This window comes from Pontibacter brevis (genome assembly GCF_054779655.1).
In genome coordinates, this window is the sequence record NZ_BAAGXV010000089.1 from 67,443 (window position 1) to 81,126 (window position 13,684).

A 13,684-nucleotide genomic window follows, 5' to 3' on the forward strand; every position below is an offset into this window, starting at 1 on the left:
TGTTATGTAAGCGAGAATCTAAAACTAATACAGATAAATACCGTGAAGTATAAACGAATTTTGCTTAAGCTCAGTGGCGAGGCCCTCATGGGTGATCAACAGTACGGAATAGACTCTAACAGGCTGCTGCAATATGCACAGGAGATAAAAGAGGTTTCCAGGCTCGGGGTGGAAGTAGCTGTAGTAATAGGCGGTGGCAATATCTTTAGGGGTGTGCAGGCCGAGCAGGTAGGCTTAGACAGGGTGCAGGGCGACTATATGGGTATGCTGGCCACTGTCATCAACAGCATGGCGCTGCAGAGCGCCCTCGAGAAACTGGGCGTTTATACCCGACTGCTATCCGGTATCAACATCCAGCAGGTATGTGAGCCATACATTCGCCGCCGTGCCGTACGCCACCTGGAAAAGGGCCGCGTGGTTATTTTCGGCGCCGGTACCGGCAACCCTTACTTCACGACAGATTCAGCGGCCGCACTGCGTGCCATCGAGATTGAGGCGGATGTAGTGCTGAAAGGTACGCGTGTGGACGGTATTTACTCTGCCGACCCTGAAAAAGATCCGAATGCCGTTTTCTACCGAAACATCTCGTTCAAGGATGTATTTGAAAAAGGACTGAACGTAATGGACATGACGGCCTTTACGCTCTGCAAAGAGAATAACCTACCGATTATTGTATTTGACATGAACACAGGGGGCAACCTGAAGCGCCTTGTAGACGGTGAGGAAATAGGTACGCTGGTCACGATGGATGATATTGCGGACTCCCTGAGAGAGACGGCAGAGCAGCTACGAAAGAATGAACCGAAGCAGCACCCTGATAAAAAATAAAAATTCAGTATTTTTGCCAAAAAATTTCAGAACTACATTAAGTTAATTAGATATGACGGAAGAAATTCAGTTTTACCTCAGCGAAGCAGAGGAGTCTATGGACAAGGCTGTCCAGCATACCGGCTCAGAGTTAACTAAAATACGTGCTGGCAAGGCTTCCCCTGCTATGGTGGAGGACCTGCGTGTGGATTATTACGGTGCTCCCACTCCTATCTCTCAGGTAGCCAATGTAACTGCCCCTGATGCACGCACCTTGCTGATTAAGCCCTGGGAAAAGAATATGCTGGGTGAAATCAACAAAGCAATCAAAAACAGCGACCTGAACCTGAACCCGCAGCAGGAAGCTGATGCTATCCGTCTGAATATCCCGGCCCTGACAGAGGAACGCCGCCGCGAGCTGGTGAAGCAAGCGAAGAATGAGACGGAGAATGGCAAAATCAGTGTCCGCAACATCCGCAAAGACGTAAACGACTCACTTAGAAAACTACAGAAAGAAGGCACATCTGAAGACGCCGTGCGTGACGCCGAAGGGAGAGTTCAAAAGTTAACAGACGCACATATTGTACAGCTGGACGAGCTGCTCTCAAAAAAAGAAGCAGAAATTATGACCATCTAGTACCAAACAAGCATAAACAAAATCAAAACGCCTTCCTGATGGCTTCAGGAAGGCGTTTTGATTTTGCTGTCACCCAACAATAGTAGAACCAGCTTAAGATGGTGGCATAAACAGCCAACCCTTTCTCCTACTACTCTTCTAAATTCACTGGCTCAAAAGAAGTAAAAGCACTTTCGGGCACCTCCTCCAGTACCTTGATGTCCGTTATTTTGGCCTGCCCCCGGTCTCCTGACAGCTTGATCTGGCCATACGACTGGTAGTCTTTCCAGGGCATCACAAAGGCCGGCTCCGAATCATTCGCATTCCGGAAGAAAGCCCACTGCGTAACCAGGTGGGTGTTCTTGTCTACATAGACCTTGTATTTATTTTCGGGCGTAACCCCTACATTCTCGTACGTTAGCTGCAGCACATCAGCCGGCTGCCCTTCCTGCGTTGTCTCTTCTCCCAGGTGTTTCAGGGTAACGCCAGAATCCTTTAGCTTATAGGGCATCACCAGCCAGTAGGAGTCATTTATCCAGGCTTCTTTTCCTTTTTGCAGGTATTTTGCCAGCGAGTCTGGCTGCGTAACCTCAGCTCCATCTTTATATACCCTGCCCTCTCCTGTATTGATATTGACAAGGATTTTAGTATCATCCTTCACATGCTCTACCCTTACGTTGCCGGTTTGCTTGTCCCAGAGCAGCTTGCGGTTCCCAAAGAAGTTCCAGGAGATATACCGTGTATCGTCCCAGTTTTTGCGCCCGCCCTGCGCTGCCATCACAGAATCGGCTATCTGCACCGCTTTTGGATCAGACGCAGCCATGTTAAAGCCCTCCATCGGTGGGTTTTCTTCCTGTCCGGCAGGCTGGCACATCTGGAATAACATGAGAGAGGCAAGCGCACTTGCTTTTAAGAGAACCAGCAGATTCTTTTTCATAAGGATTATCTTCTTTTACCCAGCTTTACAAAATGGAACAAGTTCAGCAATCTAAGTATAAGCATCTAAATATAACAGCCTTGCCACCACAATTAACAACAAGTTGAACAAGTTCTCTGTCGTTTGAACTCATAAAGAATAAAGCCTCTCTGAAAACTCAGAAAGGCTTTATTAAAAGTTAAATTCCAGGCCCCTCAATTAGCAGAAGGACTCAGATCAACATTATCAAGGCTGTCCAACGCATCCAGTTCATCTGTGTTTTCTTCTATCATCTGCTTCAGTTCTTCTTCAATGGGCGCACTCTCTAAGAGAGCGAAGTACACAAAATCATCATCGGCAGCCTCCGGAAGGGTTGCCATGTTAGAGGCAATCACTTTCCAGCCAGCCTGGGCTAACTCATTCAGGCTGGTTTCAAATGCTCCAGCCGAATGTACCTGTACTACTTTATACTTTTTCATCCTAGAGTTTACGTGCAAAATGGCATTTTGATAGGTAACCTGCTGTTTTCGCTGCAGCCAACTGTGCTGGCAAAATAGCTTTCTTCACTTCCTGCACAGCACTACCTGCCAAACAGATATAAAACAAAGACCCCTGCGGCAAGGTTTACCGCAGGGGTCTTATAAATTCTTATAGCTTAGATTTATCCTTCCTGTAAAGGCTACTGGTACAGTTTGTGCACCTTTATGTATTCTGCCACCGCTTCTGGCACCAGGTAACGGATGCTCTTTTCTTCTTTGATGCATTTACGAATGAATGTAGCCGAAATGTCAAGAACAGGCGCTTTCACAAAAGTGACACCAGGCATGTCGGGTAGCTCGGTGGTTATAGAACCGGACCGCGGGTACACGTATACCCGATGGTATTCCAGTATGCGGTCCGAGTTCTTCCATTTAGGAAACAGCGGCAGGTTATCTTCCCCCATAATCAGCACAAACTCGTAACTCGGGTACTTTTCCTGCAAATAGGTAAGCGTATCGATAGTATAGCTGGGCTTGGGCATACTGAACTCGATGTTGGACACCCCCAGGTTCGGATTATCTTCTATTGCCAGCGTCACCATCTGCAGCCGGTCGAACTCGTGCAGCAGGGTATTGCTTTGCTTAAACGGGTTCTGAGGCGACACTACCAGCCACACCGTATCTAAATCAGTGTTGGTGGCCATGAAATTGGCAAGTATCAGGTGGCCGATGTGTATGGGGTTGAAGGAGCCGAACAGAAGCCCTACCTTCATACAATAGCGGGTTCAGCGTTCAGGAATTGGTTTACCAGTTTTTCTGCTTCAGCGCATGCCTTTTCCAGGTTATCATTTACAATTACCCTGTCAAACTGATCTTCAAAGCCCAGCTCAAACTTTGCTTTAAACACTCTGCTGCTGATACTGGAGGCCGAATCGGTGTTGCGGGCGGTCAGGCGGTTTGCCAGTTCTTCAATTGAAGGGGGCTTTACAAAAACAGCCAGTGCGCGGTCTTTGTAAAAGTTCTTGATGCTTAAGCCACCTTTCACATCCACATCCAATATCACATGCTTGCCACTTTTCCAGATTCGTTCTATTTCTGATTTCAGCGTGCCATAGAAAGCGCCTTCATACACCTCTTCCCATTCCACGAATTCATCGTTCGCAATCTTTTTCTTGAACTCCTCAGGTGTGATGAAGTAATAGTCTTTCCCGTTTTCCTCAGAGCGGCCGCGCTTATCGCGGGTACAGGCCGAGATCGAAAAACTCAGGTTCGGGTTAATACTGAGCAGGTGCTTTACAATAGTGGTTTTGCCGGCACCGGACGGCGCCGAAAAGATGATGATCTTACCTTGCATTAGGGGGTTATAACGTTTCTTGAATCTTCGCTTTGATGGAATATGCCAGGCTTTCCGGCACAATCACGCGCTTGAGGTGACCGCTAACGAGTCCTTTGAGGAGTTTTTGTTTCTGATGGCTTTCGAAGCAGGTAATGCAGTCTTCGATGTGGTGGTTAAAGTAGGTCTGGTCTTCTGTCGTGGCTTCGCCGTCTATAACGAGATCCAGCAACTTTGATACTTTCTCACACTCGGTCTCTTTGCCCTCTACCGGTGCATTGTGGTAAACTTCTGTAAATTTCGATTCCATCTTCACTCAACTCTTTAAATTTCGTTACTATTATAACCCATTGTTTTGGCGTATTTCTCCAACTTCTCCTTCAAAGAGTTCCGGGCACGATGTAATCGTGAGCGTACAGTACCAATCGGTATATCCAATATCTTAGCCATTTCCTCGTAAGTGAACCCTTCCAGGTCGCAGAGTATGATTACGGTTCTGAAATCGACAGGCAGGGCGTTCAGGGCACTTGCCACCTCATCACCGATCAAATCCTGCACACTTTCGGTGCGCATGTCGGTAGTGGTTGCCACGCCACTCTCACCTTCCACGTCTTCAGAATTATAATAGCCTTCTACCTCGCTGTAGTCTACTTTGGCAGGCTGTTTGCTCTTTTTCCGGAACTCATTAATGAACGAGTTCTTCAGGATTCGGAACAGCCACGCTTTTGCATTAGTTCCTTGTTCGAAATAGTCAAAAAAGCGATATGCCTTTAAATAGGTCTCCTGTACCAGGTCGTTAGCATCATCTTCGTCTAAGGTGAGCCGGTAGGCAAAGTTGTACAGAGGGTCCAGCACAGGCAGCAGTTCGGCCTCGAACCGTGCATCCTTCTCCTCTTTACTTAGTTGTTTACCTGTTTGCTCGCTCATCTACTTGGATTTTGTACTTAAATATAATCCCCTCTCGCGTATTTATACGCAAATATAGAAATTTTAATTACATACCCCTGTTATCGCCTCAGGGTTGCAAGGCGGGGTTTTAGCTATACGAGTTTTTTGATAATAGGACTTGTAACCTTTCTGCTTTTTGTTTCAGAAAAAAACTGTGTGCAGTGATACGCTGGGGTAAAATGGCGCTTCAGGCATCCAATAGCAGTGCCCACAGCTTTCCTGCACCTCTGTGCTTCATTTAGGGCAAATGCTGAATTGTGACTTACTTTATAGTAATTTAGGGGCTTCAAGGATATAAATCGGGTATTATGCCAGGAGTAAGTGCTATCATTATCTGCAAGAACGAAGAGCAGTTTATAGCTGGGGCCATTGAGTCGCTGCTGTGGGCGGACGAAGTGCTGCTGGTGGATTCTTACAGTACCGACAGCACCTTAGAGATAGCCCGGCAGTACCCGGTAAAAATTCTCCAGCGCCCATTCGATAATTACTCCCGCCAGCGTAACTGGGCCATAGACCAGGCCACACAGCCCTGGGTACTGATGCTGGATGCAGATGAGCGCATACCCGCAGACCTCCAGCAGGAGATAGTGCAACTGCTGCAGGCAAACCCACCGCAGCCTGCTTACCAGATTTCCCGCAAAAACTTCTTTATGGGAGAGCGGGTGCGTTTTAGTGGCTGGCAAAACGACAGGGTGGTGCGTCTCTTTGATAAAGCACAGTGCCGCTACTCTGACAAGCAGGTGCACGAAGTGTTGCAGGTACCCGGCCGCACCGGTAAGCTAGGCCACCGGATGGAGCATCACACCTACAGGAGCCTCCCCCATTACCTCGACAAGTGGAACCAGTACAGTTGGCTGGCGGCAAAGGACAAAATCAAAAAAACGAAAAAGGTAACGCTCTTCCACCTGGCACTGAAGCCCGGAGTACGCTTTATGCGCCAGTACTTCCTGAAGCTGGGCGTGCTGGATGGCCGGGTGGGTTTTATTATCGCTTACCTGTCTGCCAGCAGCGTCTTTATGCGCTACCTTAAAATCTGGCGCATGCAGGAAGAGCAGAACATTCCACTTGATTAGATATGCGCGTATTACATATAGCCTCTGAGAAAGCATGGCGGGGCGGCGAGCAGCAAATTGCCTACCTGATAGAGGAGTTGCAGCAGCATGGGGTAGAAAGCTATGTGGCCTGCAGGCAGGGATCAGCTTTTGAAGCCTATTGCAGGCAGCACAACATTCCGCACCTCTCCCTTTCCTTTGCCAAACCGGCGCTTCTGGGTGCTGCCAGCAGGCTGAAGGCCTACGTGAACCAGCACCAGGTACAATTAATACACCTGCACTCCAGCCTGGCCCACACCTTAGGGGTGCTGACCCACATGCTGGGAGCCCGGGCAGCGCTTATCCTGAGCCGGCGCGTGGAGTTTGAGATTGGCAGCAACCCTTTGTCACGGTTCAAATACAACTACAGCGGCATCAGGCGTATCCTGTGCGTGTCAGATAATGTGCGCCGGCAGATGGCTGCCAGCATCAGGGATGGTAGCAAGTGCGTGACTGTGTACAGCGGCATCGACCTCCGAAAAACCTTACAGAATGTGAGATCCGGCTCAGATTACCTTCGCAGCACCTACCACGTACCGGCAAACCAGCAGCTTATCGGCAATGTTTCTGCCCTCGACAAGCATAAAGACTACTTCACCTTTCTGGATACTGCCAAGCTCCTGAAGGCAGCGGGTGTTCAGGCGAAGTACTTTGCTATTGGCAGCGGGCCACTGGAAGCAGAGATAAAAGCTTATGCCCAAAAGCTGGGGCTACAGGACGATGTTGTTTTCACGGGCTTTGTCAAGAACGCAAAAGAAATCCTGGCAGAGCTGGACGTCCTTTTATTTACAACTACAAAAGAAGGTTTTGGCAGTACGCTTTTAGACGCTTATGCCTGCCGGGTACCGGTGGTATCTACCAGCACAGGCGGCACGCCCGAGATTGTGCTGCATGGGCAGACAGGTTTTCTGGCTCCCGTAAAAGACGCTCCGGCCCTAGCAGCCAACGTACAGCAGTTGCTGTACAATCCTGAACTGCGTGAACGCTTGGTGCAAAATGCCTCCCAAAGGGTGCTTATGTTCACGAGAGAGCAGACTGCCTTGAAGACACTAGCTGTTTACAAAGAAGTTTTACAGCTTCGCTAAAACTTTAAAACTATTTTAAGCGTTCACTTTTTGCCTGCACATCCGTAAGCAAAAATATACCTTAAACCCTCTGGAAGGCGCACCCACCTGCTGTAGCCACAACAGGGGGTAAATGACACGTGTCCCTGATGTATTGCACCCGCTTTTTTGTTACGTTGTTTTTTTGCCTGCTCCTGATTGTCCGTGCCACGCTGGCACAGCAGTACAACTTCCGTAGCTGGACACTGGAGCAAGGTCTGCCACAGTCGCAGATAACGGCTCTGGCACAGGACCACCAGGGGTATTTGTGGATAGCTACACGCGGGGGCTTGAGCCGTTTCGATGGCATTAACTTCCAGACCTACACCAAAGAAAACGGGCTTAGCAGCCACAACATTACAAAGCTTTACCAGGACAGGCGGCAACAGCTTTGGATTGCAACCTCTGATGCGGGTTTAATGGTATATAATGGCTCCCGCTTTAAAACTGTCAGCAAAGCGCAAGGGCTACAGGCAAGCCAGGTAAATGACATTTCGGAAGATTCCCTTGGCCGCCTCTGGCTGGCAACAGACAAAGGTGTTTACTATCGCTCCGGTAATCAGCTTCAGAAATTCAGTACGCTGCCGGAGCAAACTTACACCTCCCTTAGCCACGCCAAAGATGGCACCTTATGGGCAGGCACCAGGGAGGTCGGGCTTTACAAGGTAAGCAACGGCCAGCTGAGCCATTTCACCTCAGACAACAGCAGGTTACCGGGTAACAACGTGACTGCACTGACCATAGCCAAAAACGGTTCCGTTTGGATTGGAACAGACAAAGGAGTTGCCCGGGTCAGGAACAACAATCTGGCCAGTCCATCCTTACCTGCCACCGTTTCTACCCCTACAGTTACCAGCTTCTCTCATGATAAACAGGGAAACCTGTGGATAGGATTGCTCCGCAACGGACTGCTCCGGTACAAAGACAACACCTTCATTCATATTACCCGCCGCAACGGCCTCCGCACCCCCCGTATCACGGCCCTCGCAAGCGACACAGAAGGTACGCTCTGGATTGGCACGAACGGATATGGTTTACAGCAGTACAAGTCGCCTTGGTTTGTGCACTTCTTTGATTTTGATAGTATGTCAGAGCCCCGGATCACGGCCCTTGCCCGCGATAGCAGTGGCCGCATGTGGCTGGGCACTGATGAGGGAGAAATGGCTAGCATGTATAAGTTAAGGCCTGACTGGCGTTCCGGCCTGCCGTGGCCCAAGGGCACAACCATCTATTGCATTTACCCGAAAAGCAGCCAGGAAACATGGGTCTGCAGCAGTAATGGCGTGTGGCTTATCCGGCCCGACACTGCCTATCAGTACACCACCGCCCATGGCCTGCCCTCCTTAGAAGTTTTCCAGGGCACCGCTGATACTGCAGGCAGCATGTTGTTTGCAACAGCCACCGGCTTGGCGCTTTTCAGGGATGGCATCTTTCTACCTGTACCGAACCCGCACGGCACTGAGACCAGGGCAAACTATATTTTCCGCGACAGCAAAAACAGGATCTGGGCAGGCACACAGGATGGCATTTACAACCTCAAGGACGGAAGGCTTGTGTCGCCGCCCGAACTGAAAAATGCACCTTTAACAGAAGTAGGCTCTATTGCGGAAGACAGCCAGGGCAATTTATACTTTGCGGGCTTCAACCAGGGCATCCTGATGCTGCACGAAAAAGGCACGAGGCTTTTTACATCCAAAGAGGGTTTGCCCAATGAAGCTATCAAAAGCCTGTTTGTTGATAAAAGCGACAACCTCTGGGTGGCCACAAGCCGCGATATATTAAAAATGAGCCTGCCGCAGTTGCGGCAAAATGGCAAACTGAGCTACAGAAGCTATGCCAGCCAGAATGGGTTCAGGGGATTGGAAGTCTGCGAAAATGCGATGGCACAGTCTCCTGATGGTACCATTTGGTTTGGTACCACCAAGGGCCTCACGCAATACCTACCTGCCCTGGACCGCCGCAACACCGAGTACCCAAAGGCGATGCTGACAGACGTGATGCTTTATTCAAAGCCCACTGACTGGCAGGCGCTCGGCTATACAACCGACAGCGCCACCGGCCTGCCAGAAAACCTTCGGCTTCCGCATACCCAGAACTACCTCTCCTTTGACTTCCATGCCATCTGCCTGTCAGGCCCGGAGCAGGTTAGGTATAAATACCGCCTGGTAGGCTTCGATGACCAGTGGTCGCCACCCGCGGAGCAATCCTTTACGACCTATGCCAACCTCTCGCCGGGCACCTATACATTTGAATTGCTGGCCCGCAATAACGATGGCATCTGGGCAGCGGAACCTGTTACCTACACCTTTTCTATTGTGCCTCCTATCTGGCGGCGCGAATGGTTTATAGGCGTGTTGCTGCTAGTGTTTGCTGTAACAGTGCTGAGTATTGTGCGGCTGCGCGAGCGTAGCCTGGTACAAATGAACTCGCTGCTGGAAATGCGCGTACACCACCGCACCCGTTTGCTCGAGCGCAAAAACCGCGAGAAGGAAATGCTGCTGCAGGAAATTCACCACCGGGTAAAAAACAACCTGCAGATTGTCATCAGTATGCTGAACCTGCAGGCACGCCATGTGCAGGACCCACAGGCAGTGGATGTAATGCAGGCTATCCGGAGCCGCGTGCGCTCTATGTCTATTCTGCATGAGCGCCTTTACCAGCACTCTGACTTAGACCGTATAGACCTGGAGGAGTATTTTGAGGAAATATGTGAAAGCCTATACGCTGCTTATGGGGTGAGTACCAAGCGCATAGCCCTTTCTATAGAAATGCCGCAGATAAAGGTAAACATTGATTCGGCTATTACGTTGGGGTTAATCGTAAACGAACTTGTTTCCAATACGTTAAAATATGCCTTTCCGGATGGGCGGCACGGCTGGCTGCGAATCGAGCTGATAAAACATGACGAGGTACAGTATACCTTAATTGTGCGTGACAACGGCCGTGGTATGCCCGAAGGCTTTGATCCGCTGTTAAGTCCCTCGTTCGGTCTGAAGTTGGTTACATCGCTTAGCAGAAAGCTGGAGGGAAATATTAAATTCTCAAACAAAAATGGCACTGAATCTATATTATATTTTGTTTTGGCACCATAATTTGCTTTTTTCACGTAAGAACCTAATGATATGACAAAACCCAAAATTCTAATTTCAGAAGACGAGGTCATCATTGCGGAGGATATTGCAGCCAGCCTTGAGGAATTAGGTTACGAGACGTGTGCAATAGACTCTGGAGAAGACACGATTGACATGATACGCGAGACCCAGCCGGACCTCGTGCTGCTGGATATTAATCTGCGTGGAGGTGCCGACGGCGTAGATATAGGCTCCCGCATCAAGGAAGAATTTAATATCCCTTTTATATACCTTACTGCCTATGCTGACCATGCCACGGTAGACAGAGCCAAGAAAACGGAGCCCGATGGATTCTTAGTAAAGCCCTTTGACGAAAAGAGCCTGCGTTCAGCTATTGAAATTGCGCTCTACAAGCATGACAACAGCCATAAGGAAGTAAATGGGGCAAACCTGAACCACAAAGAGCAGGAGGTAGCCGCCGATTACATCTTCGTAAAGGTAAAGCACCGTATCATCAAGGTACACTATAGCGATATTCTGTGGGTGGAAGCCTATGACAACTATTCGTTTATTGTAACGGCAGACCAGAAGTACCTCGTTAGCTCAACCCTGAAGGATATGGAGCAGAAGCTGCCTTCGCAAAACTTTGTGCGGGTGCACCGCTCCTACATTGCCAACCTCGATAAAATTGAGGCTCTTGAAGAAAACTCGGTGGTATTTGGCAAAGGCGATGTGCCTATCGGAAAGTCCTACAAGAAAACGCTAATGTCACGGTTCAACATTATATGACAAGACACTTACACTAGGTTCTTCTAACATAGGTTAGTGAAGCAAACATCATTTGGGAGCTTCTGAAATCAACAGAGGATCTTAAAGCCCCGGCGGGGCGACCTGTCGATAGAAAATATTGAAACCACTATAGCTCCGTAGGAGCGGCCTGTCTAGAATTTGTTTACAGGCCGCTCCTACGGAGCTATAGTGATTTATTGGCCACTGGGCTATCAACACAGAACGTCCCGCCGGAACAAAAATGATTAAACTGGCTTTGCACATCATCAAACAGACTCAGAAAAAATGAAAGGCCGATGCATTGCTGCACCGGCCTTTTATCATCTATCTACTTTCTTTACTATTAGTATCTGTAGTACTCCGGTTTAAACGGACCTTCTACCTCTACACCAATATAACGTGCCTGCTCCGGACGAAGTTCATCGAGTTCGGCACCAATTTTACCTAAGTGCAAGCGGGCAACCTTCTCATCCAGCTGCTTTGGCAGTGTATATACTTTGTTTTCGTAAGCCTCGGTATTTGTCCATAGCTCAATCTGTGCCAGTGTCTGGTTGGAGAAAGAGTTCGACATAACGAACGATGGGTGACCGGTGGCGCAACCAAGGTTTACAAGACGGCCTTCTGCAAGCACAATCACATCCTTGCCTTCAATGTTGTAAAGGTCAACCTGCGGCTTGATAACATCTTTGGTATGGCCATAGTTTTTGTTCAGCCAAGCCATATCAATCTCGTTGTCGAAGTGGCCAATGTTACAAACAATTGCTTTGTCCTTCAGCGCACGGAACTCCGCCTCACGGATAATATCTTTGTTACCTGTTGCAGTTACCACAATATCAGCCTCTTTGATAGCATTCTCCATCTTCTTGACAGCGAAGCCGTCCATAGCAGCCTGCAACGCGCAGATAGGGTCAATCTCTGTAACAATCACACGGGCACCGGCACCTCTAAGTGAGGCAGCAGAACCTTTTCCGACGTCACCATAACCAGCCACTACAGCTACTTTACCAGCCATCATTACGTCTGTTGCGCGGCGGATGGCATCCACCAAGGATTCTTTACAGCCGTACTTGTTATCAAACTTAGACTTGGTTACAGAGTCGTTTACGTTGATGGCAGGCATCAATAGAGTACCGTTCTTCATACGCTCGTACAGGCGGTGTACACCTGTAGTCGTTTCTTCAGACAGACCTTTGATACCAGCAGCAAGTTCAGGATAATTATCCAGCACCATATTGGTCAGGTCACCGCCATCGTCCAGAATCATATTCAGTGGCTTGCGGTCTTCACCGAAAAACAAAGTTTGCTCAATGCACCAGTCAAACTCCTCGGCTGTCATGCCTTTCCAGGCATACACAGATATACCGGCAGCGGCTATCGCAGCGGCAGCATGGTCCTGCGTAGAGAAAATGTTACAGGAAGACCAGGTTACCTCAGCACCCAGCTCTACCAGCGTCTCTATCAGAACAGCAGTCTGAATAGTCATGTGCAGACAGCCCGCAATACGGGCGCCAGCCAGTGGCTTGCTTTGGCCATATTCTTCACGGATGGCCATCAAACCAGGCATTTCAGCTTCCGCCAGTCTTATCTCTTTGCGGCCCCAGTCAGCCAGCGATATATCCTTTACTTTGTACTTGAGGTGTGTATCTATCATTGCTATTCGATTTTCAGTATTCAAACACAAAAATACGCAAATTGTTGCGCAACGCCAACATTAGTTAGTATATAGCCCTTTAGGCAGGGTAGCCTTAAAAGAAAAGGACCTGCCACTAAAGCAGGTCCCGGAAAGCAATTGGTCAACGCTTTCTTAGTTGTTCATGATTACCTGAGCACCCAGGGTGTTGCTGTTCCCCGCTGGCGGGCTCAGGAAACCCCGTGCGAAAATGGTGTAGATGTCATTATCACTTAGCGTTACATCCGGAATGGTAAGTACTGCAGTTGTTGAGCCTGCCGGGCGAACTTCCAGCGTATACGTTCCGGCCGGTACGGGTGCAAAATCAGTGACAGACCTGAGGCTTCTGTTGCTGAACAGCACGTCTCCTCCCTGCACTGCTACATCCACTGCAGGCGCATCCGGTGACAAGTGCACAAAACGCACATGGGCATTGTTTGCTGCGGGTTCTGTTAAATCGTCTTCCAGCACCAATGGCTCTATATCAGAGAGCGTATTGATGGCAAAAACAGAATAGCTCTACCCTGGCTCAAGGTCCAGGTCAGCTTCTATGACAGTAGTAGAAGTACCAGCAGCATTCACCTTGATATTCTGTGTGCCTGCAGGGATATTCAAGTATCCTGTATTGTTAGGGAAAGTAAGCGCAGCATTGTTGACTTTGGTATTATTTACAAGTAAATCTACACCAGGGGCAGCATCCGGCGATGCATGCACCACCATCACGTTGGCATCGTTCAGCACCACATCATCCTCCTCTTCATCGCAGCTCGTAAAGGCAAAAGCAGGTAGTATAACCAGCATGAGTAGTTTCATCCAATTTTTCATAGCAGTAAGTTTTTGGTTTGTAAAATGATTAAGAATA

The 13,684-nt window shown here is 48.9% G+C and carries 13 protein-coding genes and 1 pseudogene; 6 read left to right on the forward strand and 8 right to left on the reverse strand.

Translation table 11 applies throughout. The features are described from left to right. The first annotated feature begins 42 nt into the window (after positions 1-42). Positions 43-828 carry a UMP kinase gene (gene pyrH, locus ACYVB1_RS20410; RefSeq protein ID WP_460925661.1) on the forward strand — a complete coding sequence of 262 codons (786 nt, stop codon included), beginning with the start codon at positions 43-45 and terminating at the stop codon, positions 826-828. A 52-nt stretch (positions 829-880) separates the two neighbouring features. Next, positions 881-1,444, forward strand: coding sequence for a ribosome recycling factor (frr, locus tag ACYVB1_RS20415; protein WP_460925662.1), 564 nt, complete (start codon positions 881-883; stop codon positions 1,442-1,444). A gap of 130 nt (positions 1,445-1,574) precedes the next feature. Here the strand turns inward: frr and ACYVB1_RS20420 are convergent, their stop codons facing one another. The 6 genes from ACYVB1_RS20420 to ACYVB1_RS20445 form a co-directional block, all read right to left on the reverse strand. Then, a complete protein-coding gene (locus ACYVB1_RS20420) occupies positions 1,575-2,360 on the reverse strand; it encodes a hypothetical protein (protein ID WP_460925663.1) in 786 nt (261 codons plus the stop codon). 194 nt (positions 2,361-2,554) lie between these two features. Continuing rightward, positions 2,555-2,818, reverse strand: coding sequence for a hypothetical protein (locus tag ACYVB1_RS20425; protein ID WP_460925664.1), 264 nt, complete (start codon positions 2,816-2,818; stop codon positions 2,555-2,557). Between the two features lie 200 nt (positions 2,819-3,018). Next, positions 3,019-3,591, reverse strand: coding sequence for a nicotinate (nicotinamide) nucleotide adenylyltransferase (gene nadD / locus ACYVB1_RS20430; RefSeq protein WP_460925665.1), 573 nt, complete (start codon positions 3,589-3,591; stop codon positions 3,019-3,021). Then, positions 3,588-4,172: a guanylate kinase gene (gmk, locus tag ACYVB1_RS20435; protein ID WP_460925666.1), complete on the reverse strand. Its 585-nt coding sequence runs from the start codon at positions 4,170-4,172 to the stop codon at positions 3,588-3,590. Before gmk ends, nadD begins: the two co-directional genes overlap by 4 nt. A gap of 7 nt (positions 4,173-4,179) precedes the next feature. Next, entirely contained in the window at positions 4,180-4,461 is a 282-nt protein-coding gene (locus tag ACYVB1_RS20440; RefSeq protein ID WP_460925667.1) for a zf-HC2 domain-containing protein, read from the reverse strand. 14 nt (positions 4,462-4,475) lie between these two features. Then, positions 4,476-5,078, reverse strand: coding sequence for a sigma-70 family RNA polymerase sigma factor (locus ACYVB1_RS20445; RefSeq protein WP_377485035.1), 603 nt, complete (start codon positions 5,076-5,078; stop codon positions 4,476-4,478). A 329-nt stretch (positions 5,079-5,407) separates the two neighbouring features. On the opposite strand from ACYVB1_RS20445, the gene ACYVB1_RS20450 reads away from it, so the two are divergent. From ACYVB1_RS20450 to ACYVB1_RS20465, 4 genes are all read left to right on the forward strand, one after another. Further along, positions 5,408-6,172 carry a glycosyltransferase family 2 protein gene (locus ACYVB1_RS20450; RefSeq protein WP_460925668.1) on the forward strand — a complete coding sequence of 255 codons (765 nt, stop codon included), beginning with the start codon at positions 5,408-5,410 and terminating at the stop codon, positions 6,170-6,172. A gap of 2 nt (positions 6,173-6,174) precedes the next feature. Next, positions 6,175-7,275, forward strand: coding sequence for a glycosyltransferase family 4 protein (locus tag ACYVB1_RS20455; RefSeq protein ID WP_460925669.1), 1,101 nt, complete (start codon positions 6,175-6,177; stop codon positions 7,273-7,275). Positions 7,276-7,403: 128 nt separating this feature from the next. After that, entirely contained in the window at positions 7,404-10,385 is a 2,982-nt protein-coding gene (locus ACYVB1_RS20460; protein WP_460925759.1) for a two-component regulator propeller domain-containing protein, read from the forward strand. 30 nt (positions 10,386-10,415) lie between these two features. After that, on the forward strand, positions 10,416-11,153 hold the full coding sequence (locus tag ACYVB1_RS20465; protein ID WP_460925670.1) for a LytR/AlgR family response regulator transcription factor: 738 nt from the start codon (positions 10,416-10,418) through the stop codon (positions 11,151-11,153). Between the two features lie 343 nt (positions 11,154-11,496). On the opposite strand, the gene ahcY is transcribed toward ACYVB1_RS20465, so the two are convergent. Both ahcY and ACYVB1_RS20475 read right to left on the reverse strand, forming a co-directional pair. Further along, positions 11,497-12,804, reverse strand: a complete 1,308-nt coding sequence (gene ahcY / locus ACYVB1_RS20470; protein ID WP_460925671.1) for an adenosylhomocysteinase — start codon at positions 12,802-12,804, stop codon at positions 11,497-11,499. A 153-nt stretch (positions 12,805-12,957) separates the two neighbouring features. Beyond that, positions 12,958-13,647, reverse strand: a pseudogene (locus ACYVB1_RS20475) (DUF4397 domain-containing protein). Positions 13,648-13,684 lie beyond the last annotated feature (37 nt).